The sequence below is a fragment of the Flavobacterium sp. 28YEA47A genome (genome assembly GCF_041262125.1).
Taxonomy (GTDB): domain Bacteria; phylum Bacteroidota; class Bacteroidia; order Flavobacteriales; family Flavobacteriaceae; genus Flavobacterium.
In genome coordinates, this window is sequence record NZ_JBGCCI010000008.1 from 1 (window position 1) to 26,726 (window position 26,726).

The 26,726-nt window shown below is 36.2% G+C and carries 25 protein-coding genes; 18 read left to right on the plus strand and 7 right to left on the minus strand.

Annotated elements, in window-relative coordinates; translation table 11 throughout:
* Nucleotides 1-30 precede the first annotated feature (30 nt).
* Together ABH942_RS12240 and ABH942_RS12245 are read left to right on the plus strand one after the other, a co-directional pair.
* On the plus strand, nucleotides 31-387 hold the full coding sequence (locus ABH942_RS12240) for a four helix bundle protein (RefSeq protein ID WP_370032354.1): 357 nt from the start codon (nucleotides 31-33) through the stop codon (nucleotides 385-387).
* Nucleotides 388-537: 150 nt separating this feature from the next.
* Entirely contained in the window at nucleotides 538-2,268 is a 1,731-nt protein-coding gene (locus tag ABH942_RS12245; RefSeq protein WP_370032357.1) for an ATP-binding protein, read from the plus strand.
* 1 nt (nucleotide 2,269) lies between these two features.
* On the opposite strand, the gene ABH942_RS12250 is transcribed toward ABH942_RS12245, so the two are convergent.
* On the minus strand, nucleotides 2,270-2,704 hold the full coding sequence (locus tag ABH942_RS12250; RefSeq protein ID WP_370032358.1) for a nuclear transport factor 2 family protein: 435 nt from the start codon (nucleotides 2,702-2,704) through the stop codon (nucleotides 2,270-2,272).
* A 109-nt stretch (nucleotides 2,705-2,813) separates the two neighbouring features.
* Between ABH942_RS12250 and panB the strand changes: the two genes are divergently transcribed.
* The 5 genes from panB (at nucleotide 2,814) to ABH942_RS12275 (ending at nucleotide 7,995) form a co-directional block, all read left to right on the plus strand.
* Nucleotides 2,814-3,632 (plus strand): 3-methyl-2-oxobutanoate hydroxymethyltransferase, encoded by an 819-nt coding sequence (gene panB, locus ABH942_RS12255; RefSeq protein WP_370032360.1) that lies wholly within the window; start codon nucleotides 2,814-2,816, stop codon nucleotides 3,630-3,632.
* Between the two features lie 56 nt (nucleotides 3,633-3,688).
* Nucleotides 3,689-4,378, plus strand: coding sequence for an RluA family pseudouridine synthase (locus tag ABH942_RS12260; RefSeq protein ID WP_370032362.1), 690 nt, complete (start codon nucleotides 3,689-3,691; stop codon nucleotides 4,376-4,378).
* 87 nt (nucleotides 4,379-4,465) lie between these two features.
* Nucleotides 4,466-5,803, plus strand: a complete 1,338-nt coding sequence (locus ABH942_RS12265) for a hypothetical protein (RefSeq protein WP_370032364.1) — start codon at nucleotides 4,466-4,468, stop codon at nucleotides 5,801-5,803.
* Nucleotides 5,804-5,814: 11 nt separating this feature from the next.
* Complete coding sequence (locus ABH942_RS12270; protein ID WP_370032366.1) at nucleotides 5,815-7,140, plus strand: aldehyde dehydrogenase; 1,326 nt, start codon at nucleotides 5,815-5,817, stop codon at nucleotides 7,138-7,140.
* Nucleotides 7,141-7,197: 57 nt separating this feature from the next.
* Nucleotides 7,198-7,995, plus strand: coding sequence for a hypothetical protein (locus tag ABH942_RS12275; protein ID WP_370032368.1), 798 nt, complete (start codon nucleotides 7,198-7,200; stop codon nucleotides 7,993-7,995).
* A 51-nt stretch (nucleotides 7,996-8,046) separates the two neighbouring features.
* Here the strand turns inward: ABH942_RS12275 and ABH942_RS12280 are convergent, their stop codons facing one another.
* The 3 genes from ABH942_RS12280 to ABH942_RS12290 form a co-directional block, all read right to left on the minus strand.
* Nucleotides 8,047-8,703, minus strand: a complete 657-nt coding sequence (locus tag ABH942_RS12280) for a response regulator (RefSeq protein WP_370032369.1) — start codon at nucleotides 8,701-8,703, stop codon at nucleotides 8,047-8,049.
* A complete protein-coding gene (locus ABH942_RS12285; protein ID WP_370032370.1) occupies nucleotides 8,690-9,304 on the minus strand; it encodes a sensor histidine kinase in 615 nt (204 codons plus the stop codon). Before ABH942_RS12285 ends, ABH942_RS12280 begins: the two co-directional genes overlap by 14 nt.
* Before the next feature lie 796 nt (nucleotides 9,305-10,100).
* Nucleotides 10,101-10,616, minus strand: coding sequence for a hypothetical protein (locus ABH942_RS12290; protein ID WP_370032372.1), 516 nt, complete (start codon nucleotides 10,614-10,616; stop codon nucleotides 10,101-10,103).
* Between the two features lie 281 nt (nucleotides 10,617-10,897).
* Between ABH942_RS12290 and ABH942_RS12295 the strand changes: the two genes are divergently transcribed.
* From ABH942_RS12295 to ABH942_RS12330, 8 genes are all read left to right on the plus strand, one after another.
* Nucleotides 10,898-12,907 carry a hypothetical protein gene (locus ABH942_RS12295; RefSeq protein WP_370032373.1) on the plus strand — a complete coding sequence of 670 codons (2,010 nt, stop codon included), beginning with the start codon at nucleotides 10,898-10,900 and terminating at the stop codon, nucleotides 12,905-12,907.
* Nucleotides 12,908-12,990: 83 nt separating this feature from the next.
* Nucleotides 12,991-15,138 carry a hypothetical protein gene (locus ABH942_RS12300; protein ID WP_370032375.1) on the plus strand — a complete coding sequence of 716 codons (2,148 nt, stop codon included), beginning with the start codon at nucleotides 12,991-12,993 and terminating at the stop codon, nucleotides 15,136-15,138.
* On the plus strand, nucleotides 15,135-15,959 hold the full coding sequence (locus ABH942_RS12305) for an N-acetylmuramidase domain-containing protein (protein WP_370032377.1): 825 nt from the start codon (nucleotides 15,135-15,137) through the stop codon (nucleotides 15,957-15,959). Before ABH942_RS12300 ends, ABH942_RS12305 begins: the two co-directional genes overlap by 4 nt.
* 26 nt (nucleotides 15,960-15,985) lie before the next feature.
* Complete coding sequence (locus tag ABH942_RS12310) at nucleotides 15,986-16,360, plus strand: hypothetical protein (RefSeq protein WP_370032378.1); 375 nt, start codon at nucleotides 15,986-15,988, stop codon at nucleotides 16,358-16,360.
* 94 nt (nucleotides 16,361-16,454) lie between these two features.
* Entirely contained in the window at nucleotides 16,455-17,315 is an 861-nt protein-coding gene (locus ABH942_RS12315) for a neutral zinc metallopeptidase (protein ID WP_370032379.1), read from the plus strand.
* Between the two features lie 91 nt (nucleotides 17,316-17,406).
* Nucleotides 17,407-17,607: a hypothetical protein gene (locus ABH942_RS12320; RefSeq protein WP_370032381.1), complete on the plus strand. Its 201-nt coding sequence runs from the start codon at nucleotides 17,407-17,409 to the stop codon at nucleotides 17,605-17,607.
* A 68-nt stretch (nucleotides 17,608-17,675) separates the two neighbouring features.
* The gene (locus ABH942_RS12325) at nucleotides 17,676-18,209 is read left to right on the plus strand and encodes a GNAT family N-acetyltransferase (protein ID WP_370032383.1); all 534 of its coding nucleotides are present in this window, start codon (nucleotides 17,676-17,678) and stop codon (nucleotides 18,207-18,209) included.
* Between the two features lie 29 nt (nucleotides 18,210-18,238).
* A complete protein-coding gene (locus ABH942_RS12330; RefSeq protein ID WP_370032385.1) occupies nucleotides 18,239-18,724 on the plus strand; it encodes a hypothetical protein in 486 nt (161 codons plus the stop codon).
* A 25-nt stretch (nucleotides 18,725-18,749) separates the two neighbouring features.
* On the opposite strand, the gene ABH942_RS12335 is transcribed toward ABH942_RS12330, so the two are convergent.
* Nucleotides 18,750-20,285 carry a YifB family Mg chelatase-like AAA ATPase gene (locus tag ABH942_RS12335; protein WP_370032387.1) on the minus strand — a complete coding sequence of 512 codons (1,536 nt, stop codon included), beginning with the start codon at nucleotides 20,283-20,285 and terminating at the stop codon, nucleotides 18,750-18,752.
* A gap of 203 nt (nucleotides 20,286-20,488) precedes the next feature.
* Between ABH942_RS12335 and ABH942_RS12340 the strand changes: the two genes are divergently transcribed.
* The 3 genes from ABH942_RS12340 (at nucleotide 20,489) to ABH942_RS12350 (ending at nucleotide 23,414) form a co-directional block, all read left to right on the plus strand.
* Nucleotides 20,489-21,691, plus strand: coding sequence for an ATP-binding protein (locus ABH942_RS12340; RefSeq protein ID WP_370032389.1), 1,203 nt, complete (start codon nucleotides 20,489-20,491; stop codon nucleotides 21,689-21,691).
* A 67-nt stretch (nucleotides 21,692-21,758) separates the two neighbouring features.
* Nucleotides 21,759-23,114: a CoA-disulfide reductase gene (locus tag ABH942_RS12345; RefSeq protein WP_370032391.1), complete on the plus strand. Its 1,356-nt coding sequence runs from the start codon at nucleotides 21,759-21,761 to the stop codon at nucleotides 23,112-23,114.
* Between the two features lie 78 nt (nucleotides 23,115-23,192).
* Nucleotides 23,193-23,414: a hypothetical protein gene (locus ABH942_RS12350; protein ID WP_370032392.1), complete on the plus strand. Its 222-nt coding sequence runs from the start codon at nucleotides 23,193-23,195 to the stop codon at nucleotides 23,412-23,414.
* A 23-nt stretch (nucleotides 23,415-23,437) separates the two neighbouring features.
* Here the strand turns inward: ABH942_RS12350 and ABH942_RS12355 are convergent, their stop codons facing one another.
* Entirely contained in the window at nucleotides 23,438-25,411 is a 1,974-nt protein-coding gene (locus tag ABH942_RS12355) for a cytochrome c biogenesis protein CcdA (protein ID WP_370032394.1), read from the minus strand.
* Nucleotides 25,408-26,712, minus strand: a complete 1,305-nt coding sequence (gene tilS / locus ABH942_RS12360; RefSeq protein WP_370032396.1) for a tRNA lysidine(34) synthetase TilS — start codon at nucleotides 26,710-26,712, stop codon at nucleotides 25,408-25,410. The genes ABH942_RS12355 and tilS overlap by 4 nt, the downstream gene beginning before the upstream one ends.
* Nucleotides 26,713-26,726: the final 14 nt, after the last annotated feature.

A 26,726-nucleotide genomic window follows, 5' to 3' on the forward strand; every position in this document is an offset into this window, starting at 1 on the left:
ATAGTTAGTTTAAGCCATAAAAAAATGATTATGAAAAATAGTATTGTTAAAGACAAATCATTTGTATTTGCCGTAAGGATTGTGAAGTTATATCAGCATATTTCAGAAAATAAAAAAGAATTTATCCTATCAAAGCAATTAGTCAGAAGTGGAACTTCAATAGGCGCAAATATTTGTGAGGCTTTACAGGCCCCGTCAAAAAAAGACTTTAGTAATAAGATGAACATTTCACTAAAAGAAGCCCAGGAAACTGAATATTGGCTGCGTTTGCTTTTTGAAACAAACTATCTATCAGAAAAAGAATATCTATCCGTTCACACAGACAGTATCGAGCTCATCAAAATACTAACCTCAATTGTAAAAACATCCAGAACAAACCCTGATTAAAGACGAAAGATCAAAGACGAAAGATGAAAGATGAAAGACTTAAAGACTATCCTCTAAAAACTATAACGACCAATTCAACTATCAACTAAAATTACACACCAGTAACTCCAACTATAAACTAAAAACTATCCACTATAAACTATTTAAGTTGTGCGTATAAAAACAAAATTAAGACTCGGACTCGGGCTTCTATTTCTTCTTATCATATTGCTTGTGGCTCTGGCAGTACGACAAGTACATGTCATTGCTGGCGATACAGAAAACATCCTTGTAGCGAATTACAATTCCTTAGACTATTCCCGAAACATGATGAAAGAGCTCGATAAGATTGAAGGCGAAAAACAATCTTTCGAAAATTTCAATCACTTTTTACAATTACAGGGTAAGAACATCACGGAAATAGGTGAAAAAGAACTTACTCAAAATTTAATAGAAGACGTAAAGACATTACAATTAGAGCCGGAGGATAAGACAATTATGCTCCAGATTCGGAAAGACCTCAACGATATCATGAAAATCAACATGGATGCTATCCAAAGGAAAAGCATCGTGGCGCAAAATACAACAGAAAGCGCCATACTCTGGATTTCAATTACCGGCCTTACCTGCTTTTTGATTGCTCTCATCTTATTGGTCAACCTGCCTAGCGATATTGCAAATCCTATAAAAGACCTTACGGAAAGCATACGTCAGATTGCAGCAAAAAACTATTCACAGCGTGTCAATTTTGAAACACATGACGAATTTGGAAACCTGGCACGGTCATTTAATACGATGGCAGAAAAATTACAGGAATATAGCGACAGCAACCTTGCCCGATTGATGATGGAGAAAAAACGGGTCGAAACACTCATAAACAATATGCAGGACCCGGTTATTGGGCTCGATGACAAAAACTTAATTTTATTTGCCAATGAAGAAGCCTTAAAAATTTCCGGTCTAAAAGCAGAGAACATCATCGGAAAAGCCGCCAGTGAAGTTGCCATCTCTAATGATCTGGTTCGCTCCTTATTACAACATCTTGTTGACGGAACTATCGAAAAGCCACAAGAAACGATGAAAATCTATGCTGATAATAAAGAAAGCTATTTTGAAGAGCAAGTAGTACCTATACATATTCTTCCTACTGGAGAAGAAGAAAAAAAACATATCGGTTCGTTTATAATACTACGTAACGTAACCGCTTATAAGGAGTTGGATTTTGCCAAAACCAATTTCATAGCCATGGTTTCTCACGAATTCAAGACACCAATCGCTTCGATGAAAATGAGCCTGCAATTACTGGAAAACAGCAGTATCGGGAATTTAAACGAAGAACAGAAACAATTGGTTTCAAGCATTAAAGATGACACTAAAAGATTGCTCCGTACAACGGGAGAATTGCTAAACATCACGCAGGTAGAAACCGGAAAAACACAGCTAAAAATAGAAAATTGCAATCCCGCTGGAATAATTTCCGATGCCGTAGAAGCCACAAAAATATTGGCAGAGCAAAAAAAGATCAACCTTAGCCTGAATATTCCTGAATTACTGCCTGAAATAAAAGCCGATCAGGAAAAAACAACCTGGGTAGTCACGAACCTCATCTCAAATGCTATCCGCTATTCTTATGAAAACTCAACCATATTTATTGGTGCAGAAGCAAAAGAAAATGTCTTTCAGATTACGGTAAAAGACAGCGGAATAGGTATTTCTCCCCAATACAAGAACAAGATATTTGACAAATATTTCCGTATTCCGGGATCAGAAAAAGAAGGAACCGGCCTCGGGCTTGCCATTAGCAAAGAATTTATCGAAGCCCAAGGTGGTACGATTTCGGTTGAAAGCAATTTCGGATTTGGAAGCGAATTTGTCATTACGCTCAAAATCAGCAATAGCTAATTTAAATCTTGATTTTACTATCACCATAGTAAATAACCTTCCATACATCTTTATCCTTAAACAATTGCATTGAATTTACACCTTTATGGGTTAATTCTCCATTGATATAAAATTCAAAAGGTATCCAAACGTGAGCCATTCCTCCGTCAACCTTAATAGTATAAGAAAGTAGTTTTTCTTCAAATTTGGTTTCCTTAGGAATTGTTGCAACGTATCTTTTAAAATCAGCAGCTTTTGTGACTATAACTTTGTTTCTTCTTGGACTTTGCACTACAGTCTGCAACATCAGGTCTTCATCACTAACAGAATTAATTTTCAGACTGTCTCTGGTATGTATGCCTTCAAAAAAAGTTTTTATTGATTGGCGGATTTCGGCTTCCTGCGCCATTAGTGACTGGAAGGAAACAAAGAAAACAAACAGTAATAATTTTCGCATCATCATCTTTTTAAGTTACGGGAGATAAAATTAGCATAAAAAATTATTAGGTTGTGTGGCAATGGTAAATAAAGCAATTTGTACATTTACATCTTCTAATTCCTACACTATGTCTGTTGCAAAAAAAGATTATAAGAGAATCACGACCAAATCGCTGATTGAAATGAAGGCTAACGGTGAAAAAATTTCAATGTTAACTTCCTATGATTTCACTATGGCAAAAATTGTCGACTCTGCCGGAGTTGATGTAATTCTGGTTGGAGATTCTGCCTCAAATGTAATGGCCGGTCATGAAACTACCTTGCCTATTACCCTTGACCAGATGATTTATCACGCTTCCAGTGTTGTCAGAGCTGCATCACGTGCCTTGATCGTTATTGATTTGCCATTCGGAAGCTATCAGTCTGATCCAAAAGAAGCCTTACGCTCATCTATCAGAATTATGAAAGAAAGCGGTGCCCATGCTGTTAAATTAGAAGGCGGAAGCGAAATCAAAGATTCCATCAAAAAAATCCTCAATGCAGGAATTCCTGTAATGGGACATTTAGGATTGACGCCACAATCTATATATAAATTCGGAACCTACACGGTCCGTGCTAAAGAAGAAACTGAAGCAGAAAAATTACTGGAAGATGCAAAATTGCTTGAAAAATTAGGTTGTTTTGCCCTAGTATTGGAAAAAATACCTGCAAAATTAGCCGAAAAAGTAGCACAAAGCATTTCCATACCTGTAATAGGAATTGGTGCCGGAGGTGGCGTTGACGGTCAGGTTTTGGTTATCCATGATATGCTTGGAATGAACAATGAATTCAGTCCTAGATTTTTGAGAAGATATATGAACCTGTATGATGACATGACTCGTGCCATTGGAGAGTATGTTACAGACGTGAAGTCACGTGATTTCCCAAGCGAAAAAGAACAATACTAATCGTTTTTTGATTATTTGAACTATCGAGCCGCCGAAAATCTAATCTTCAAAAAACAATGAAAACCATTTCTACAAAGAATAATCTTCAAATCCTTCACGAAGACAATCACATTATTGTCATCAATAAACGTGTCGGCGATATTGTTCAGGGAGACAAGACCGGCGACAAACCACTGAGCGATATAGTAAAAGAATATATCAAGGAAAAATACAATAAGCCGGGGGAAGTTTTTCTGGGTGTTGTTCATCGGTTAGACAGACCCACTACCGGAATTGTAGTATTTGCCCGCACTTCCAAAGCACTTTCCAGACTCAATGAATTGTTTAAAAATAGAGAAACACAAAAAACATACTGGGCTGTTGTCAAGAACAAACCCGCAGAAGTCTCTGCCAAGCTGGTTCATTATCTGAAAAGGAATGAAAAGAACAACACTTCAAAGGCACATATCAAAGAAGTTCCTGATAGTAAAATAGCGAGCCTTGATTACCAAATAATCCGTGAGCTCAATAACTATTACGCTTTAGAAATTAATTTGCATACCGGAAGACACCATCAAATCCGGGCGCAATTAGCTGCTATAGGAAGCCCAATCAAAGGTGACCTGAAATATGGAGCCGACAGAAGCAATCTTGATGGTGGCATTCATCTGCATGCCCGCAAGCTCGTCCTCATCCATCCGGTAACCAAAGAATTATTAGAAATAATCGCTCCTGTTCCCAATGACCCAATTTGGAAGGCAATCTAAATATTTTAAGAATAAAGATTAGTTTTTTACGTTAATTTAGTATACCCAATACAAAAAATCTATACTTTTAACTAAAAAACTTACCCTATGAAATTACCAATTGTATTGTGCCTCATAATTGGCACGAGTGCTTTTGCACAAGACCATTTTTCGGGAATTACCACTTCCAGAAGAGGCGGATTATTAAATGCAAGCACTAACCCTGCTGAGCTTGCCAACTTAAAAACAAAATATGAAGTTGGAGTCTTTTCGTTAAGTTTCAACCTTTCCAACAACAGATTGGGTTTTAATGACCTTGTAAGCGGTGACAACTTAGAAAAAAAACTTTTTGAAGGAAACAAAGATGTCGATCTTCGTTTTGATGGCGAAGTCTATGGCCCTGCATTTGCAATGAAAATAGACAAATGGGCTTTTTCATTCAATACTAAAGCCTATGGAAAAGTAAATTTTACAGACGTTGATCCAACTATTGGTGATGCTGTCACAAATGGTGCCTTAAGCAGTATCTTTGGTGCTTCTACGATTCAGAGCAATAAGAATCAGCGCGCCAATGGAACTACCTGGGGAGAAGTAGCCTTTGGAGTTGCCAGAAATGTATACGAAACCGACGAACATAAATTTAGCGTAGGTGTAACCTTAAAACTCCTCTTCCCTGGCTCCTATGCTAACTTAGGACTTGATAAATTTTCCGGTACTATTACAAATAATCTTGGTAATGTTAATATGACAGATGCTTCGGCAAGAATGAATATTTCTTATTCCGGAGATTTAGCCGACGATTTTACAGATTTTGGCAATTATACCAGTTCTCTTTTTGGGAAATTAAACGGTTTTGCTACCGATATAGGAGTCAATTACCAATGGAAAGATGATAACGACGGCTATAAAATCAATGCCGGTGCTGCCGTACGCAATATAGGAAGTATGACTTTTAAATCAGATAATAATAGCAACAACAATTACGAATTGAACGTTCCTGCCGGCCAGTCACTCAACCTGAACCAATTTGAAAGCTTAAGCAGCTTTAAGGAAATCGAAGATATCCTCCTTTCGAGCGGTTATCTGACTGCTACTTCAAACAGCAGCGATTTTAAAGTAAAACTTCCAACTGTTTTCTCGGCCTATGCAGACGTTAAGATAATCCCCGATTTCTATGTCACCGTTTTTGGCCAGCAAAAATTTAACAAAGACGACAAAGACGACCAGGTTACCGCCCAAAATGTATTTTCAGTAACTCCTCGATATTCTACCGAAAACTTTGAAGTATTTGCTCCATTGGCATCAAATGAAATTTCAGGATTTACAACAGGATTAGGATTTAGGGCAGGAGGTTTCTTTATCGGATCAAGCTCTATAGTTACGGCTTTGATTAATGACGGAGAACAGGCAGATTTTTATCTGGGCTTCCGTTTCGGACTACAATAATTTAAGAATTTATGAACGATAAGGAAATTAATCGCAGAAAAGAAAAACTTAAGAAATTTTCACATGTCATTTCGCTTCATGAAAATGATATTATAGAGGCACTTTACAAAGACTTCGGAAAACCCGCTTTTGAAGCCTATCTGACCGAAATAAATGTAGTGCAGTCTGATTTAAAAGATGCTATAAAGAATATCCATGCCTGGGCTAAACCTAAAAAAGTCCGGGCTTCCATTCTTAATTTTCCTTCTTCCGATTATATCTATACAGAACCTTATGGAAAAACATTAATTATTTCTCCGTGGAATTATCCTTTTCAACTCGCCATTTGTCCGCTGATTGCAGCTTATACAGCCGGTAACTCTATTGTACTGAAGCCTTCTGAATTAACACCTCATACATCAAGCCTGATATCTAAAATAATACGAGAAACTTTTGACGTCAAAGAGGCTGTTGCCGTTTTAGGAGATGCAGAAATTGCCAAAAGTCAGCTATCCAAAAAATGGGATTATATCTTCTTTACCGGAAGCCCGGCAATAGGCAAAGAAGTCGCAAAAGCTGCTGCTGAAAACCTTACGCCAGTTACTTTAGAATTAGGTGGAAAAAATCCATGTATAATTGACAAAAGCGCCAATCTTCAAATGGCTGCAAAACGCATTATCTGGGGAAAATTCATTAACGCCGGACAAACCTGTATTGCTCCTGATTATCTTCTTATTCATAAAGGGATCAAGACAAAATTCATTCGCTTGCTACAACAGGAAATTGTAAATGCCTATGGTGAAGATCCTAAACTTTCACCCGATTTTACGCGAATCATAAACAAAAAACACTTCCTCAGGCTGGTCGGAATGATAGACGAAGAAAAAACAATCGCAGGAGGCATTTATGATGAAGAAAATCTATATATAGCTCCAACGCTCATTGATGAACCTGCTTTGGACAACACCATTATGAAAGATGAAATTTTTGGTCCCTTGCTCCCACTCATTTCTTATGAAAGTGAAAGCGACTTGGAAAAAATAATTTCAAGATATGAAAAACCGCTGTCACTATATGTTTTTACAGATGACAAAGCTTTTGCGGAACGTATTATCCAGAAATTTTCATTTGGAGGAGGCTGTATTAATGATACGGTCGTACATTTTTCAAATAAAAGACTGCCTTTTGGCGGTGTTGGCAACAGCGGTATGGGCGCTTATCATGGTAAAAAAAGCTATGATACCTTCTCTCATCAGAAGTCAATTGTAAAAAAAGCCACATGGCTTGACATACCGCTCCGTTATGCGCCTTATGGAAATAAACTAAAAATAATCAGAAAATTATTGAAATGGTTCTGATTTGGTTTAAATTACAAAATATTGACTATTTTCGCGCTATAAATCGACGTACTTACTATGCAAAAAAATACTACAACCAGAGAAAGAATCGAAGAAATCAGACACCACGGTTATGTGGTGGAGTTTGGAGATCTACTTTCTCAAGCATTTAATAATTACCAAAAAATCGTTTGGATTACAGGAGCAGGAATATTGCTTCTTTCAATCGTATTCATTGGAATCATAATTGGACTTGCCGGAATATTCATCGGATTGGATGCTTTTGGTAGGGATATAGCAGATTTTCAAATCCAGAATTTTTCTACCGCCGGAATAATTGTTACCATTGTAGGAGGCGTAATAGCTGTAGCGGTTATAAAACCGTTTTATGCAGGTATCCTTAGAGTTGCCCATCTTGCAGACAGAAAAGAAGATTTTGACTTTTCTACGCTTTTCTATTATTATAAAAGCGAATATCTTAAAGAAATCATCATTGTTGGCGTATTAATCGGGCTTTGCAGTAATGCTATCAGCACTGCACTAGAAATGGCAGGATATTCTATGATAGGATCGTTCATCAGCTATATCTTCTTGCTGTTGACTTTGTTCACTACTCCATTGATTATTTTTGGAAACTTAAAAGCTATAGAAGCCATACAGGGAAGCCTGTTGTTGGTTTCAAAAAATTTCTTCATGCTTTTGGCATTGATGCTTGTTGCCGTAATTTTAGCCTTACTGGGAGTTTTTGCTTTCTGTATTGGTATTATCTTCTCTATCCCATTAATTTATTCTGTTCAATACATTATTTATGCAAATGTCATAGGAATTGAAGAGAAAAATGAACTGGAAGAAATAGGAAACTCTTCAGAGTATTAATCTATCCCGATATAAAATAAAAAAGCTCCATCAGTTGATGGAGCTTTTTGTTTATACACAAACGATTTTGTTTTTGATAGCATACAAAACCAGACCTATCCTGGTTTTAATTTCCAGCTTGGCAAAAATGCTTTCCCTGTAACCGTCAATCGTTTTAGGACTCAGGCACATTTCATCTGCTATTTCTTTATAAGTCTTTTCACTACAGGCTCTCTTGATAAAATCCAATTCTTTTTCCTTAAACTCCAGCTTTTTGTCTTCATTATCGATTCGGTTGACCAGAATACCGGAAACCATTTCAGTGAAAAAATATCCTTTTTCTATTACGGTTTTCAAAGCATCATAAAAAATCTGCGGAGTTGTATCTTTTAGCAGATAACCCTTAGCTCCGTTCTTAATCATCTGGATGATGATATCTTCTTCATTGTTTACAGAAAGCGCTATTGCTTTATAATCCGGCCTGTTCTCTTTCAGCCAGACCATAGTTGACAATCCGTCCAAAATAGGCATATTGACATCTAAAAGTATCAGATCTACTTCAATATCAAGGTTTTCTTCTTCCTGAAGAAACTGTATGAACTCTTTGCCATTTCCAAAACTATGCGTGACTTCAAAATCGCTGAAACTATTAATCAGAAATTTCAAAGATTGTGAAAACAGCAAATGGTCATCTACAATGATAACCTTATTTTTTCTATTCGTTTTCATGATTAATTCTTTTAGGATAGGTAAATACTACCACAGTTCCTGAACTATCAGATGTTATAGAAACTGAAGCTCCTATAAGCTTTGCCCTGACATGTATATTATTCAATCCTGAACCGCTGTTTTTCTTCTTTGAATTAAAGCCGATACCGTGGTCAATCAGCTTGATTTTTATGTTGTCATGGTCCAGGCAGTCAATCTGAAAATCAATAATCTCGCTATGGGAATGCTTTAAGATATTGAGAATCGCTTCCTGAAAAATTCGATATATAATTAGCTCGTGCTCAACATTTATTTCAGGAAAATCACCGTTTATGCTAAAGTAGCAATCTATTCTTTTTAGTTTTTGAATACGTTCCAAATCCAATTGTATGGCTTCTAAAAAACTGGATTCCAACAAATTGTCCCTGTTTATAATTCTTGACAAGGTTCTGATTTCGTCTAATGATTTGCCCAATATGTCTTTAAGATCATTAAGCTCATCTTTAGTCATGGCCTTCTGATTTTGTATGTACATATTGACCTGCATTATCGCTACAGATAAAATCTGGCCTATATTATCATGAAGTTCCCTACTGATTTCTGTCAGTGTTTGATCCTTCATTTCTATTCTTGATTTCACCAATTCCGATTGAAAATGTAGATCAGCCTCCATTTTTTCTATCAAAAAATTGGTTTTCTTTTTGTGGAAATAGAAAAAGAGCACCAAGATTAACACTAATAAGGTAAAGAAGACAATACTTAAGGAAATAACTAGTAATTGTATTTCTTTTCGCTCCATATAAATCCAATTATAAAACAACCATACATCAAGACATTGAGAATGAACAGCACAAGACTGTAAACACTTTCATTACTTTCTATCAGGAACCATTTGATAGCCAACATAAAAGGCAAATATGGCACGTGAAGAAGCAGGACGCCTAAGATAAACCAAAAAAAAACTGATTTGCCGAAATTCAATATTTTTTTTGAATTAAATATTTCCACAAGATATAAGCAGGACATTATCAGGACAAACAGTACACCTAATGAAAAACTATAAGTAAATGTTTCGGAAATATTTTTTTGGATGAAAATAAAATTAGCGAAGTAAAAAAGTATAAAGGCAGTTAGGAATATATCGGCTAATCTTCTATGATTGCGATCAACTAACAGGCATTTTAAAAGAATTAAATAATAAGAAAGACTAACAAGCATATAAAAATTATATACACCATAATTAATCCATCCAGTCCATTTGGTAAGGTTGCTGCCAACAAACTCCGTCAGGACAGAAAAAAAGATCATACCTAACAAAGACTTAGCCTTATTACCGGGAAGCTTGTAGTAAAAAAACAATCCTACAATTCCCGCTAATAAAGCCAAGTAAATGCAATAAAATCTTAAGTCCTCTAACATTATTTTCTGAAAGGATATGTCATTTTAGGAGGATTACCCATTGATCCGTAATTCATAACTGAAAGATCGGTTATATCATAATGAGGTTCTTCCTGCATATTAGTCGAAACATTCAGCATTCCTGATTTCTGCATATCGGCTTTAGCTCCGGTTGGTGATAAAAATATTGTCGTCATTCCTGCTTTTTCAGCATATTTCGGGTCATTTGGATATCTTCCAAGATACAATCTGATTCCATCTACCTTATATCCTTTATTAATTCCTTCTGTCTTGATATAATTGATATACCTCTCCAGTTCTTCAACAGAATACCATACTGCATTCGCATCTTCTTTTATACTATCCCCAGCTTTTGACTGCAAAGCTTTTGAGTTGTAGATCTTATGCATCTCTGACGCCATCTCATTAGAAATCAATTGTGTTGGCTTGTCATAAATTCGATCCTCACTACACGATTGAAAGAAAAAAGTTAAACAAAATAATCCAGCTAAAAAAATAGTTTTTGAGCTTTTCATGTCTTTCAAGTTTAAGTTGTTAATAATCGCCAAAACTACCCTAATCGGGATAATATAGCAAGGGGAATTTTCCCCTTTTTTATCAAGCCCTTCTTCCTTCTCTTACTGGGAAAATGTCTACAATAAAATTACAGGAAATAATCTAAAAAAAATCAGGCAATATGCTCTTTTACAACGAATTGCGAAATATGAATTTTACATCGTCGATTTTTAACTAAAAAGACGAGGTGTAATCTGAAAAACCTTTAAAGAGTAAGAACCTAATAATTAAATTAAAAAAAATGTCACAAGTAACCCCTCTTGGCTACCCACATGCTGGAGCCGGAACCGTAGAAATCCTTTTGGAGAAAGAAGATGGAGCAGATTTCGCAGTCCTATTTTCTCCAGATCCAAACAACATGCTTTTAAGAGATAACGGATTGCCAATGCAGTTTTATTATTATCCTAAGTATCCAAGACTATCAAAACATCCTGACGGACGATTCAAGTTCTCTATGCAGGTATTTAAATCTGAAGCGGATGGCACAACTGTAATTGGCGCCGAAGGTCTTGAAGAAGAAGCCGGAGCCTATACAACGCTTACCAGTACAATTGACTTGCCGGAAGCACTGCTTAAAAAAGCAATCGACAAATTAAAAATTAAACTGGATGCCGAATACAAAAGCCAGAGAACTTCAAAACTATTCGGACTATTCTCTTTCCTTAGAGGCGTCGATAAAGACTTTAATGCAACAAATGTAAGACCGATACAGCTAACAGAAAACACTATTGCCATGCATGTGGTTGGCGAAAAGTCTCAAAATAACCCTTTTGGCGGATCAAACCCGTGGTCGTTTAATATTCAGGGAGAAGGAAACGGAACTACTTTTGGATTAGGTGATAATGCTCTTTCTATCCTGATGGGAAGAAATAGCGCCTCATTGGTTAGGAGCGCCTTAGAAAACGGCACAAACAACCTGGTTGTTGAAAACAATATAAAGTATAAGGCTTATATGCCAACAACTGAAATTAAGGTTACGGTAAATGCTAAAAAGGTGCACACCTATTTTTCTTCTAAATTCAGTGCCGGAATTAGCTGGTTCCGCGTAAACTGGGAAAATGAATATGAAAAAATTGTAACCGAAGGTGGTATCACAACTGAAATCATTACAGACAACCAGTTCTCTGATGCCGAAAGAAAAAAGGTTGAAGAACAGCTAATGACTAAGGCGAGAGATTTTGCTTTTGAATTATTGAGAAAGCAGATCCTGGACCCAACCGACAAAAATTTTGGTACAGAAACTTCAGAATCAGAAAAGCTTCTTAATATATGGAACCAAGGTGCCAGCATGGGATTCAGTTTAAAATCCGGACAACAAATAAGAGAAGTGAATTTCACAGACAGTATCCGATTCTCGTCTATTGAAGTCCTGAGTTCGAAAATCAGCGGTAACCTTACGCCTCTGACATTGAAATCAGGTACAGAAGCCAAGAACGAATTAAAGAATTACATTTCAGAAATCCAGTTGGACGAAGATTTCTCAAAAATACAGGTAATTGCTTCTTTAAACGGAGGATTAATCAAATTAGACAAAGACAGCGATATTGTCAATGACAGCCCTGTAAGCCAGGTTTCTATTGAAGTGGGTTATCCGGATTCTAAAGGAAGAATCATCTGGAAAAGCTCAGGAAGAATGATTGCTCCTGAAGGTACTCCGTATGTAAGAACTACCAGCAGGGCCGGCAAAGAAATCGATGCCATCTTCCCTGCTACATGGAACGACAAATCCAAAGAAAAAAATGCCTTCGTTTTTGACTTCGTAAAGAATAATGGAGCGAGCAAAGTCAAAATAAGACAAAATATCATGTATGAAAAAGACAAACGTGTCAAACTAAAAGATACTGTCAACGAGTACGAATTTGAAGGCACTAAAATCTTCATTCCACTACTGGTTCAGAACATGATTAATTATAACCTGTCTACCGAAGAATTGTTTGAATCTGATACTATGGAAGTAACATTCAAAGCAGACAAAATGGCGACTAAAAAGTTCAAATTCACGGCAGATAATTATGAGGAAATGCTTCCATATAAGGCTTGGTATGAATTAGATTATAACATCAAACCTACAGAATACAAGGTAAAATATACCTGTAAGGGCAAAATTGGTAAAAAATCTAAAAAAGTCAGCATATCGACAGATTATCAAAAAATAGATTATCTGGAAGGCGATATCTTATTTGAAATTCCATCTGGAACCGATGCACAGAATGCAGACATCGAAAAAATAAGAGCTCCATTCATGGAATAATCTTCTTTTAGACAGATACAAAAGGGACGAATGTCCCTTTTGTCTACTAAAGACACAAAACAAGATCCTCAAAATTAGAAATCATGCCCGATTTAAATACATTTAAACTCGAAGGAACAAAACTGGTTCCTACTAACCGCTTCAATCTCGAACCTGCAAAGCCAAGCAACTCGTTTGCCACTGTTGTCAAGCCTAAGGAGTCTTTTACTGTGATTGAACATCCAATCATTCACTCCATTGCAATTGACAGGCCTTTACTCGACATCCTTTCACTCAACAAATATTTCCCATTGATTGATGGAGATACGACAATTGACGAAAATGCTTCCTTCAAAGATTATAGTGATAGTACTATCACCCTGTTCTTTCCTGAAATTGAAATAGCGCCCAACAACGATACACTTTTTTATTATGAGAATGTATTGGATAAATCTGGGAAAAACAGTGGACTTATGGGAAAAGTAACGCTAAAATATACCATCAAAAACAAGCAGTTAAAAGCCGATGAAAAAAACATTGTTTTGAACTTAAAAGAAGCCATTTTAAACCTGAAAGTAAAAGACGACAGTATTAAGATTAACGGTATCGTAATCCCAGAAAAAAATGAAATCCAGTTTGATTTAAAAGACGAAGCCGTCAAAATAGCATTCCTTAATCTGATTACCAAAATTGAAAATTTAAAAAGCAATATCGACCTGTTTTTTGAATTCAAAGGTTATTCAAGGTTCAGGAAGAATTTTTTAGTAGCCCGAAATATCAACACATTAAAAAACCTGAAATTCTTCGGAAACGAGACAAGAACTGAAAACATCAGGCCAACAAAAGCCTCTATCTTAAGCAATCCGCTCATTATCAAGTCAGATTCTCCAAACAGTATGGTTTCAAGACGGTCAATATTGGAAATCCAAAAAGAAAACCACCTGGATACCAATGTGCAGGCAGAATTGGTAAAAAGTACTTTTCTTTTACGTGTCAACAAGCTACTAAACTATCCCTTATCTTCTGATCCTGCCACTAGCCTTTACAAAACTATTGGCGGCGGCTTTATCAACAATCCGTTTAACCTTAACGAAGATTTTTCCCAATTCAAGCAGATTTTTATTCCAGGCATCCATTTCAGTAAGCTTTCCGTTTACAAATCAACATTACAACCCAATACTTTTTTGCTTATTTCAAAAACGTACGGACTTTCACGAGATCTGGACACGATGAAACCGTGCATTTCTACCATTTTTCATGCGTATGAAGAAGGAACTAGCACACAGGAAGAAATTTCTAAAATCAGCTTTCAGTTTGCCTTAGGACCTAACCTATCTGAATTTGATTTGGCCAAACTGAAAATCGAATTGTTACAGAACAATTATATCGACGGTGATAAGGCCGATTATTTTGAAAAAGTCCAATTTCTTTTTCCGAATGACATCGGCTCCGATTATGAAATCAGCGGGAATTATTTCCTCCAAAAGTCCGATATCTCTACAGATGGCAAACATTTCCTGTTCAACCTGTCTACAGAAAATCTGTCTGAAGCCAGCATCCTGATCAATGCACTAAATAATACTATTTCTCAATTCGCAAACATCAATTTCAGGCATAAAGAAATTAAAGACACGAGCATTATTGAGCTGAATCTCGAAAAAACGATTGGCGAAATGATTGAATCGATAATTGACAATACCTCCAAAACAATCAAAATCAGCAATAAATCGATTTCCAAATGCAGGCTCAATTCCATACTATTTGTCAATAATGAGAACGCTGCTTATTTCAACAGTACGTATTTCAACAAATTTCCCGACTTAATCAGCAGTGAGAGTAAAGTTTTAGATAGTATCGCTTTAAATCCTAACAATAAATCATCTGTAGTTAAAAATATATTCTTTGATTTTGAAAGTATTGAAGATATCAGTTCCGAGTTCAGCCAGATTGTTTCCCAATCCACCAGCTACAGCCGTTACATTCAGATTGAAATCAAAAAGCAGAAACAAACAACCAATAAAATTACCATTGAGTTGGTTGTTGGAGAAACCGGAAACCGATTTACAATTGAAAAACTAAAAGCTGAATTCTCTACTCCCGTATTATTCAATTTTATTGTCAAGAACAGTATTTCAAATAATACGCTTTTATCATATAAAGTGAACTATTTCGACAAAAACGATAATCTTGTCAAATCGCCAAACCACGTCTTTGATTACTCAACCTCATCTAAAATAACCATCAACCAATGAAAACGATACAATTAGGAACAAAATCTGCAGAAGTTAATTACCTGAACGAGCTGCTACAAAAATTAGGATATCCGATTCTGGTTTCCAATTATTTTAGTCCCGAGACAGATGCTGCTGTTAGGGATTTCCAATCCAACCATTCGCTAGTTGTTGATGGAGTTGTAGGAATAAAAACCTGGTCGAAACTCTTAGAAATTGCCGATGTTGAATATGCTTCTAATTACAAGCTACTTTCGGAACAGGATCTTATTGATTTTGCCAACTTCCACAACCTGGAGCTTGCTATTGTCAAAGCAGTAAATGAAGTAGAAAGTGGCGGAAAAGGCTTTCTTATTGACGGACGTCCGAAGATTTTATTTGAAGGACATGTCTTTTGGAGAGAACTGGAACGGAGAAATATTAATTGTAGTAATTATGCAAATAATGACACTCAAAATATTTTATATCAAAGTTATACTAAAAAATATTATGTGGGTGGAAAAGGCGAATACGACCGTTTAGAAAAAGCCGCAGACATAAATCCGGATACTCTTTTTAGGGAAGCCGCCTACTCATCAGCTTCATGGGGATTGTATCAAATCATGGGATTCAATGCTCCATCATTAGGATATACAAGCATAGATGAATTTGTAGAAAAGATGTATCTAAACGAAGGCGAGCACTTAAAAGCTTTTGGGCTGTTTCTGGAACAGAACAATCTAATTCGAATCTTAAAGAGTAAAAATTGGGCAGAATTTGCCCTTAGATACAATGGCAAAGGCTATAAAACCAACAAATATGATGAAAAGCTGATGAAGGCTTATGCCAAATACTCTGCTTAAAAATAAAAACAACAAAATCGTATACTATGAACCCAGCAATAAACCAAATGAAAGCTGTTTTATCTAATAGAGTCTTGCGTCTTGAAAAAGCAAACAGCGATAAAGATTATTCCGGCGGCGGCTGGTATGAAGAAACAAAATATGCTATTTTTTTATATCCTGACTTTACCGTACTCTATATTCTGGAATCCTTTAGCAGCGTATCTGGCGGAGGTCTCTATCTACCCAATAAGAATACTCAAGAATACAAGGGCACGTGGAATGTCTGTGAAGAAAACCAAAAAATATGCCTTCACCTGACGTTTGAAGATAATTCCTCTCAAAAAATAGAAACTGAAAATTTAGGTTATGGTATTCAGAAATTAGGAGATCAGGTTTGGAACAGGTATCTTATTAGTTGAATTAGTAACAAATAAAAAAGATTTATTAGGCCATACTCATAAATATTTATTTTTTATTCAAAAAAGTATTTAATTTGTATAAAAACCGAAAATCATGAAATGGCAAGGCAGAAGAAAAAGTGACGATCTGGAAGACAGACGAGGTCTGGGTTCAACAGGCAAAGTAGTTGCCGGTGGCGGACTGATTGGAATTATTATCTTATTAATAAATATGTTTGGTGGAGAAAGCGCCCAGAATCTGGCTCCTATTTTAGAACAGATGCAGCAAGGTCAGTCAGCTCCTACTGAGTCCAGAGAACTGACAGCTAAAGAAAAAGAAGAAGGAGAATTTATTAATGCTTTGCTTATAGACAATTTAGATGTCTGGACGAAAATTTTTAAAGAAAACGGTTGGACTTATAAGGCCCCTAAACTGGTTTTATTTAGCGGACAAGTAAGTACTGCCTGTGGTGGTGCCAGCTCAGCTTCCGGCCCGTTTTATTGTCCGGGCGACCAGAAAGTGTATATGGACATGACTTTCTTTGATGAATTAAAATCAAAATTTGGAGCCAAAGGAGGCGATTTTGCAGTGGCCTATGTAGTAGCTCATGAAATTGGCCATCACGTACAGACACTATTAGGAACTTCAGCCAAAATGAGACAGATGCAGCAAGGACTGAGTGAAGCCGAAGCCAATAAGCTTTCCGTAGCCTTAGAACTGCAGGCTGATTTTTATGCTGGTGTTTGGACACATTATAACGAACAAATGAAACAGATCCTGGAACCTGGTGATATCGAAGAAGCCTTAAGTGCCGCAAATGCCGTGGGTGATGATGCTATTCAAAAGAAAATGCAAGGACAGGTTGTTCCCGATTCATTTACGCACGGAACATCAGAACAGCGAATGTATTGGTTTAATAAAGGATTTAAAACCGGAGACATAAAGCAAGGCGATACTTTTGCTGAAATACGATAAAAGAAAAAGGATTCAATTGAATCCTTTTTTTATGTATATATATATCCTATATTTGAAAAATAAGCAATTAATAACCAGATAAATAAAAGCCATGAAAACAATTTTAATTTGGAGCATCATTCAATTTATATTTCTGACCGCCACAACGATGCTTTTCATAAATGGACATCAGGATTTAGCCGGTAATTTCTACGATATTTTTACAGCACAGTTTATATTTTTTGCCGGACATGTTTTATACTTCCTATTAAAAAAAGGAAAAACAAATTTGACAGACACAGATAAGAAATAGAAAACAAAAAAGATCCAAAACTGGATCTTTTTTTATGACTGTACATCTCTTATATTTGAAAAATGAGTATGGAACTTACTTTTAGAGAACTAAAAAAGGCTGAATTGATTATAATCAAAGAAATTGATCGTTCAGAAACAATTCATGAAATCTACGAATACACAAACGGAGAACTTGTTCTTAAACCTGAACATTGTGTGGTGACTGCTTTTGAACCGAAAGAATTAGAATATATTATCGAATCACAAAACCGTATCCTTTCAGAAGGCGGAAAAATTATTGGTGCTTTTGATGGCGAAAACATAGCAGGTGTGGCTTCTGTTGAGAATAAAAAAAGAGGAATTCATTCGGAATATTGTAAAATGGATATCTTATATGTGAGCTCGAATTACAGAGGAAAAAGAATTGGCCATAAGCTAGTAGAAAAATGTAAAAAAATCGCATTGGATTTTGGAGCAAAAAAACTCTATATTTCCGCCACACCTACCAAAGCAACTGTAGATTTTTACAGGAATGAAGGTGCTGTTATCGCCAAACAAATTGATTTGGATTTATTTGAGCTTGAACCTCTTGATATCCATCTTGAAATAAATTTGATTTAATTTGGCATAATAAATGCTAAATCGTAAGCATGAGCAGAAAATCTGAAATATTACACTATATTCAAGAATATAAAGACCGGGATTCTGATTATTGGGCATTAGGAAATGGCAATAATGAGCTATTTTTTATACTCATAAGATATACAGAAAACTCCTGGCTGAATTTACAGAATGAATTGGAAAATTGGGATTTGGATGAAAAAGAAATATTAGCAAATGCACTATCCGATGAACAAAGCTGGCACTATATTGATGATATTAGTTCCATTTTAAACCAACGAAGTCTTTTATTTTCTTATATATTTTCTTCTATCGATACCGCCATCGCTTATGATTTATTTGATAATGATAGAGTTGGGTTTATTTTTAAAGGAGAAAGGAAACCTTTGCCTTTATTAATTAAAATTCAGAAAAAGCTAAGAGACGTAAAAAACTCTTTTCCATCGATCTATAATGAAGAAAAACACGAAGTAATCAATAATATGCTAGCAAAAGAAATAGATTTTTACAAATAGACACTATTTAAGCTGTTTAGAATTATCATCCCAACCAACCTTCCCTATCCAGGCTTCTGTATTGAATTGCTTCTGCAATATGATGAGAAGCTATGTCTGTAACATTCTCTAAATCGGCTATTGTACGCGCCACTTTTAATATCCGATCATAGGCTCTAGCTGAAAGATTAAGTCTTTCCATAGCTGATTTTAGTAACTGTTTTGAATTTTCATCTAATATACAAAACTCGCGTATCAGGCGTGTAGACATCTGCGCATTGTAATTTACTTTTTCATAGTTTGAAAACCGTTGTACTTGAATTTCTCTTGCCTTAATGACTCGTTCCCGGATACTGGCACTACTTTCTGCTTTTCTTTCTTCAGATAACTTGTCAAAAGGAACTGGCGTTACTTCAATATGGATATCAATTCTGTCCAGCAACGGGCCCGAAATCTTGTTCAGATAACGGCTCGTTTCATGGGGAGATGACGAAATAGAAGATTCAGAATTATTAAAAAATCCGCTTGGACTTGGATTCATACTGGCAACCAACATAAACGATGACGGATACGTTATCGTAAATTTGGCTCTTGAAATAGTAACTTCCCTATCTTCCAAAGGTTGGCGCATGACTTCTAATACTTCCCGTTTAAATTCTGGCAATTCATCCAAAAATAAGACGCCATTATGGGCCATTGAAATTTCTCCGGGTTGCGGATAGCTACCGCCTCCAACCAAAGCCACGTTTGATATGGTGTGATGCGGACTTCGAAACGGCCGCTGGTTCATCAGTCCGGCTTCTTTTACTTTTCCGGCAACACTATGAATTTTTGTAGTTTCAAGCGCTTCACGCAATGTCATAGGTGGTAATATACTTGGCAAACGTTTCGCTAACATTGTTTTTCCGGCACCAGGTGGCCCTATCAATATGATGTTATGCCCTCCGGCAGCAGCAATTTCCATGCAACGTTTGATGGACTCCTGCCCTTTTACGTCGCTAAAATCAGATTCCGGAAAGTCTAACGTCTTATAAAACTCTTCTCTGGTGTCAAAAATAGCAGGTTGAATATTTCCTTTCCCTTCAAAAAAGTCAATAACTTCCTGTACATTTTCTACTCCATACACCTCTAAATCCGAAACAATTGCAGCTTCTTTCAGGTTCTGCTTTGGCAGAAAAAAACCTTTAAAGCCTTCTTCTTTCGCCTTAATTGCAATGGGCAAAGCACCACGTATGGATTGCAGGCTTCCGTCTAGTGAAAGCTCACCCATGATAATATAACGGTCAACCTCATCAGACTGTAATTGTCCCGAAGCGACAAGAATACCAATAGCCAAAGTAAGATCATAGGCAGAACCTTCTTTCCTAAGATCGGCTGGAGCCATGTTGATAGTGATTTTCTTTCCCGGCAGTTGGTAGCCATTGTTTTTTAATGCCGCAGCAATGCGATAGCTGCTTTCTTTGATGGCATTATCAGGAAGTCCTACCAAATGGTAGCCTATGCCTTTATCTATATTTACTTCAATGGTGATTGTTGTGGCTTCAACACCAAAAACGGCGCTTCCATAAACTTTTACTAACATGGCGTATATAAATTAATTACACTAAAATACTAAATTTCCTATTTAGAAGCAGGAAAAATTTTGAATACAAAGCTGTTAAACTCAATAATAAATGTTGAACTGAATTATAAATAGAATATTTTTATGTTTTTATTAAAAAACTAAAAAACCATTAACCCATTTTTTTCGTATAAGTATAATAAACAACCTATTATTCGCTTCCGATGATTTCTCCTCAAATACCACACAATGAAAAGGAGCGTCTTGATGCCTTGTTGGCCTATAAAATATTAGACAGCGCTCCGGAAAAAGATTTCGACGACATAGTTAAGCTTGCATCAGAAATCTGCCATACCCCAATTTCAACAATTACGCTAGTTGATAAGGACCGTCAATGGTTCAAATCGAAAATTGGCCTTGAGTTTTCTGAAGGAGCCCGAGACACCTCTTTTTGTGCCCATACGCTCAATAATCCACGCGAAATGATGATTGTTCCTGATTCATTGGAAGACGATCGTTTTTATGATAATCCTTCAGTTATAGGCTTTCCAAATGTTCGCTGCTATGTAGGCGTACCTTTGGTAGATCCCAACGGTTATGCCTTAGGTTCGTTATGCGTTGTTGATAATCAACCCAGAAATTTGGATAATTTTCAGCTGTTAGCCTTGGAAAAATTAGCCAATCAGGTTATCAATCTATTGGAATTAAGAAAGAAGAATTTCCAATTGATGGAAAATCATAACATGCTACTTTCTAAATACAAAGATTTAGAGCAGTTTGCCTCTATTGTTTCGCATGACATCAAATCTCCTTTGAATAACATCATGATGCTGACCAAACTACTTCAGGAAAGCAACCATGACCAACTTGACGGAGACGGAATGCAGATGCTTAGTTATATATACAAGTCATCAGAAGAGTTGAAAAAACTGGTTGATGCTATTCTTGAATATTATAAATATGATAACGAACAGGTTATTACAAATGAAAGCATCCGATTAAATGATTTTATGCAATATCTTATTGACATATTAGATACTAAAAACGAGTTCCAGTTTGTCCTTCCCGAAAAGAACCATAAGATCCGTTCGAACAAAATGGCATTGGGGCAAATCTTTTACAATCTGATAAGCAACAGTATAAAATACAATGATAAGCCGAAAGGCATCATTCATATTGATTTTTCCGAAACCGAAGATTATAATATCATTTCCATCAAAGACAATGGCTGCGGTATCGACAAGGCTAATCATCATAAAATCTTCAATATTTTTGAAACTTTAGGAAAAACCGACCGATTTGAAACAAAAGGAACCGGAATCGGACTTTCAACCGTACAAAAGATGGTGCAAAAATTAAACGGAAAAATAGAAATCGAATCAGAATTAGGCATAGGAACCCAATTCGAAGTATTCCTCAAAAAGTAAATCTCTTCCTATCTTTTTTATATCAGCCAAAATGTTTATATTTAAGCATCTTGGCTGATTTTATTTTATGAAAAAACAGAAACTTATTATAATAGGCGGCGATGCTGCCGGAATGAGCGCTGCTTCCAAAGTGCGCCGGGAAGACAAAGAAATTGAAATAATTGTATTTGAAAAATCAGAATACACCTCCTATTCTGCTTGCGGTATTCCCTATTTTATTTCAGGAAAAGTAAGTTCCTCAGAAGAACTGATTATACGAACTCCAGAACAATTCAAAAAAAAGTATGACATCGATGCCCGTATCTTGCATGAAGTAGTTGAAGTGGATACGGACAAAAATAGGGTTCTGGTAAAAAACAGCCTTGAAAAAACACAATTCTGGGAAAGTTATGACAAACTGCTGATTGCTACCGGAGGAAAAGCCTATTGTCCTGACGTAGAAAATAGGGACACTGATGGTGTTTTTGGTGTTTCTACATTAAGAAGCGGAATAAAAATCAATGAGTTTATAGAAAACTCCAAACCGAAAAACGCCGTGATTGTTGGTGGTGGCTATATCGGACTCGAAATGGCAGAAGCGCTTCTTATCAAAGGACTGAAGGTTTCTTTAATCAATCGTTCTGAAGAAATCATGAATACCCTTGATCCTGACATGGGAAAGACAATTCGGGAAACTATGGAAAAACTGGGTGTAACGATTTATCTCAAAGAAGAGCTCAAACATTTTGAAGTAAAAAACAATACCGTTTCTGCCGTTGTGACCAATAAGCAAAAACTAAAAGCCGATATCGTCATTTTAGGAATGGGAACAAGCCCGAATACCGCTTTCCTTAAAAATTCAAAAATTGCACTGTCTGAAAAAGGCGCAGTTAAAGTTTCCAGGACACAAAGAACCAATATCCGGAACGTATGGTCTGCCGGCGATTGTGCCGAAACTTTCCATCTGGTGAGTAAAAAGCCGTTTTATGTATCCTTAGGAACCGTTGCAAATAAAACCGGAGTAATTGCCGGAAAAAACATTCTGGGACAAAAAGCTACTTTTCCTGGTATTGTAGGCACTGGTGTCTGTAAAATCTGTTCTTATGAAGTAGCCCGAACCGGACTACTGGAAAAGGAAGCAAAATCATTAGGGATAGACTATATTACAGCAACCATACAATCTAAAACAAGAGCACATTATTATCCTGATGCTAAAGATATCTGCGTAAAGCTCATAGCCGAAAGAAAAACAGGAAAACTATTGGGTGGACAGATTATCGGAGAGGAAGGCGCAGCAAAAAGAATTGACGTATTAGCAGTAGCCCTTACGAACAAACTCACGTTACGAAATATTATCGATTTGGACTTATCTTATGCCCCACCATTCTCACCAGTTTGGGATCCGGTACAAATTGCAGCCCGAAAACTCATTGGAAATCAGTAATAAAAATATTTTTTCTTGTAGGTTTTTGTTTAATAAAAAATTATATCTGAGAATGTATAACTCTTAAATGTAATTTTTATGTTAGAAAAAGTTTTAAATTTAAATGGTGTTACTGAGTTAAAAAAATCAGAACAAAAAACTATCAGTGGTGGTACTGATAAAGTATGGACTGTTACCTGCAAAAACGGTAACCAATACTGTTCAAACCCAACTATTCCATGGACACAACAAGCTATTGTTGATATCTGCAAAAATGATAGCGGATTCAAAAGACAAACGCGAGAACTATCTGCATCTTAAAAGAAAAAAAGGTGATCTTGCGATCACCCTTTTTTATGCTTAGAGATTCCTGATTTCAGCCAGACTTCATATTCTTCTTTATCAGGAGTATATCCTACTCCTTCGTTTAAATCATTTCCTTCAGAATCGAGAATAATATAATAAGGCTGTGCATTTGCCTTATATCTTGTGATTTGGAAATCACTCCATTTATTTCCTTTGGTTTTGATTTTTCTTCCAGTTTCTTTAGAAATATATTTTTCAACTTCTTCTAGCTCCTGCTTTTCATCAACATATAAAGAAATCAGCACGACATCATTTTTAAGAATAGACTGTATCTTATTGTCAGACCATACAAAGTCTTCCATTTTACGGCAGTTTTCACAGCCAAATCCGGTAAAATCCAGTAAAATTGGCTTATTTACTTTTTTAGCATAGGCAACTCCCTGTTCATAATCTGTAAAAGCTACAATATCGTGAACCGCTAATTTTGCTCCTTCCGGAAGTGCTTCACCAGATGAAGTTCCACCTCCTTTGGAGTTCCCAACTCCATAGGGAGACTCACTATACGTTATAGACGGCGGGAAACCACTAATAATTTTTAACGGCGCACCCCATAGCCCTGGAATAAGGTAAATCGTAAACGACAACACTAAGAGACCTAACGAAAATCTTCCTACTGAAATATGCGTCAGCGGACTATCATGCGGCAATGTTATCTTTCCAAATAAGTAGAATGCCCAGGCACCAAATACTGCAATCCATATTGCCAAGAACACTTCTCTTTCAAGCAAATGTGTCTGCATAACCAAATCTGCTTTTGAAAGAAATTTGAATGCAAAAGCCAACTCTAGAAATCCTAAGGAAACTTTAACCGTATTAAGCCATCCTCCAGATTTCGGAAGTGAATTCATCCAGCCTGGGAATAAGGCAAAAAGCATAAATGGAAGTGCCAAAGCCAAAGAGAAACCTACCATACCTACAATTGGCGCAATCCCGCCTTTAGAAGCAGCTTCCACTAAAAGTGATCCTACAATAGGTCCTGTACAGGAAAATGAAACTATTGCCAAGGCTAAAGCCATAAAAAAGATACCTATAAAACCTCCTCTGTCTGCCTGTCTGTCAACTTTATTTGCCCAGGAATTAGGTAAAACAATTTCGAAGGCACCTAAAAAAGAAGTAGCAAAAAACACCAGTAAAATAAAGAAAATGATGTTAAACCACACATTGGTAGAAAGTGCATTCAAAGCATCAGCTCCAAAAATTGCTGTAACCAATGAACCTAATATCACATAAATCAAAATGATAGAAACACCATATAAGATAGCATTCCTGATTCCTTGTGATTTTGTTTTGCTCTGTTTGGTAAAAAAACTTACCGTCATCGGAATCATAGGAAAAACACACGGCGTTAGTAAGGCAGCAAAACCTGAGAAAAAAGCAATTAGAAAAATAGACAGAAGTCCTTTTTCAGTCTCTTTTGCGGGCTTTTGTACTGTTACTGTCGCTTCCTTTTTTTTCACGTCGTTAACGACCGGTTCAGAAAAAGTTTTGACTTCTTGAGCAGCAAGGCTTTTCAGATCAAACTCAAAGTATTTATTTTGCTGGATGCAGACTTTCTTACATACCTGATATGATAATTCAATCTGGACAAGATTGTTGTCTTTATTAGTAATCTTAATCTTCTGCTTTAGTTGTACCGTATTTTCAAAAAATATCTCGTCTACTTTAAAAACATCATTGAATGCTGTCTTTGTTTTGCTTTCATCTGCTTTTCCTACTGGTTCAAAATTCCCCTCGCCATTATTCATTAATACTTCTAACGGCAAAGCACCGCCTTCTGGCGTAAATTGAGAATACATATGCCACTCTGGCTCGATTACACCATCAAAAGTCATTAGGTATTCTGTATCGGATAGTTTTTCAATTTTGGAAGTCCATTTTACAGGATCTAAAATCTGCGCATGAGAAGAAACAAAGGCGAAGAAAAAGAACAACAGAAGGCTTATTTTTTTCATTTTAGGGTCTCTATTTTTAATATTTGTTGAGTTGTATTAGTTGCATAAAATCTTTGGTCTGAACGCTTTCCTATAATCCAGACAATCTTATGGTCAGAAATCAGCAGCCATGTATTTTCTTTTTCAGATAAAGACATTTTCTCGTCTTTAAAATACTTGCTTACTTTCTTCTTCCCATCAATCCCAGCAGGGCAAAAATAATCACCTTCCTGCCATTTTCTGATATGCAATGGAAACTTTAACGTTTCTTTATCTACATAAATTGAATTGGAATCTGAAGGCTTTATTATTTGGTCAGCAGTCGATATTTTAAGGTGTATTGGCAACTTAATTTCATCACCAATTATTTCATAAATGGCAGTATCTTTTTCTATAATTGGTTCTAAGATAAGATGTTCTCTATCTTTCAATAATCTATAGTTTTCAGACAAGATTATTTTACCGGATTGGGCTTCAATAAGTTCATAAATATCTTTCCATGCCCTGAACCCGAAAGGCTTGAGCCATTCATACAAGTAAGCCTGATAATTGGGCAGCCTTTTCAGTTCTGAAATAGCAAAATGCTTCTGCTTCTCTTTTTCGGAAACAACTTGCCTGTATACCAAAACCGAAGCATCATCGGCTAAAGATTTTGCCTGCAGTAAACTATTTAGTGTATCTTGAAAGGAATCTAAAAAAGAAGAGTTTAGGCTTTTCAAGATTGGGACAATATCATGTCGCAATTTATTCCTGAGATATTTGTCTGATGAATTGCTACTGTCTTCCCTCCACCCGATTTTATTCTCGGAAGCGAAATTTAGGATTTCTTCCCGGCTAAAATTCAAAAGCGGACGCACAATTTTATCATTCTGAACAGGAATACCCGTTAAGCCATCAAGACCCGTACCTCGTGTCAGATTAATCAAAAATGTCTCCAGATTGTCATCCAGATGATGTGCCGTGAGTATATAATCGAGATTGTTTTCTTCAAGCAGTTGATAAAACCAAATGTATCGAAGTTGTCGAGCCGCTACTTGAATTGAAAGTTTATTATCAGACGCAAAACTTTCTGTATCAAAACGGGTTACAAATAATTTAAAATTATTTTCTAAAGCAAAATCTCGGATGAATTTTTCATCACCATCGCTTTCATTTCCGCGAAGTTGAAAATTGCAATGTGCTAGTACCACAGTACAGCCTGATTCTTTTAGCAAATGTGCCAGAACCATGCTATCAAGGCCGCCGCTAAGTGCCAGCAGTAGTTTTTTTTCTTTTAAGAAAGCAAGGTTTTCAGCTAAATGTTTTTGAAATTCTAAAAGCATCCCCAAAGATATAA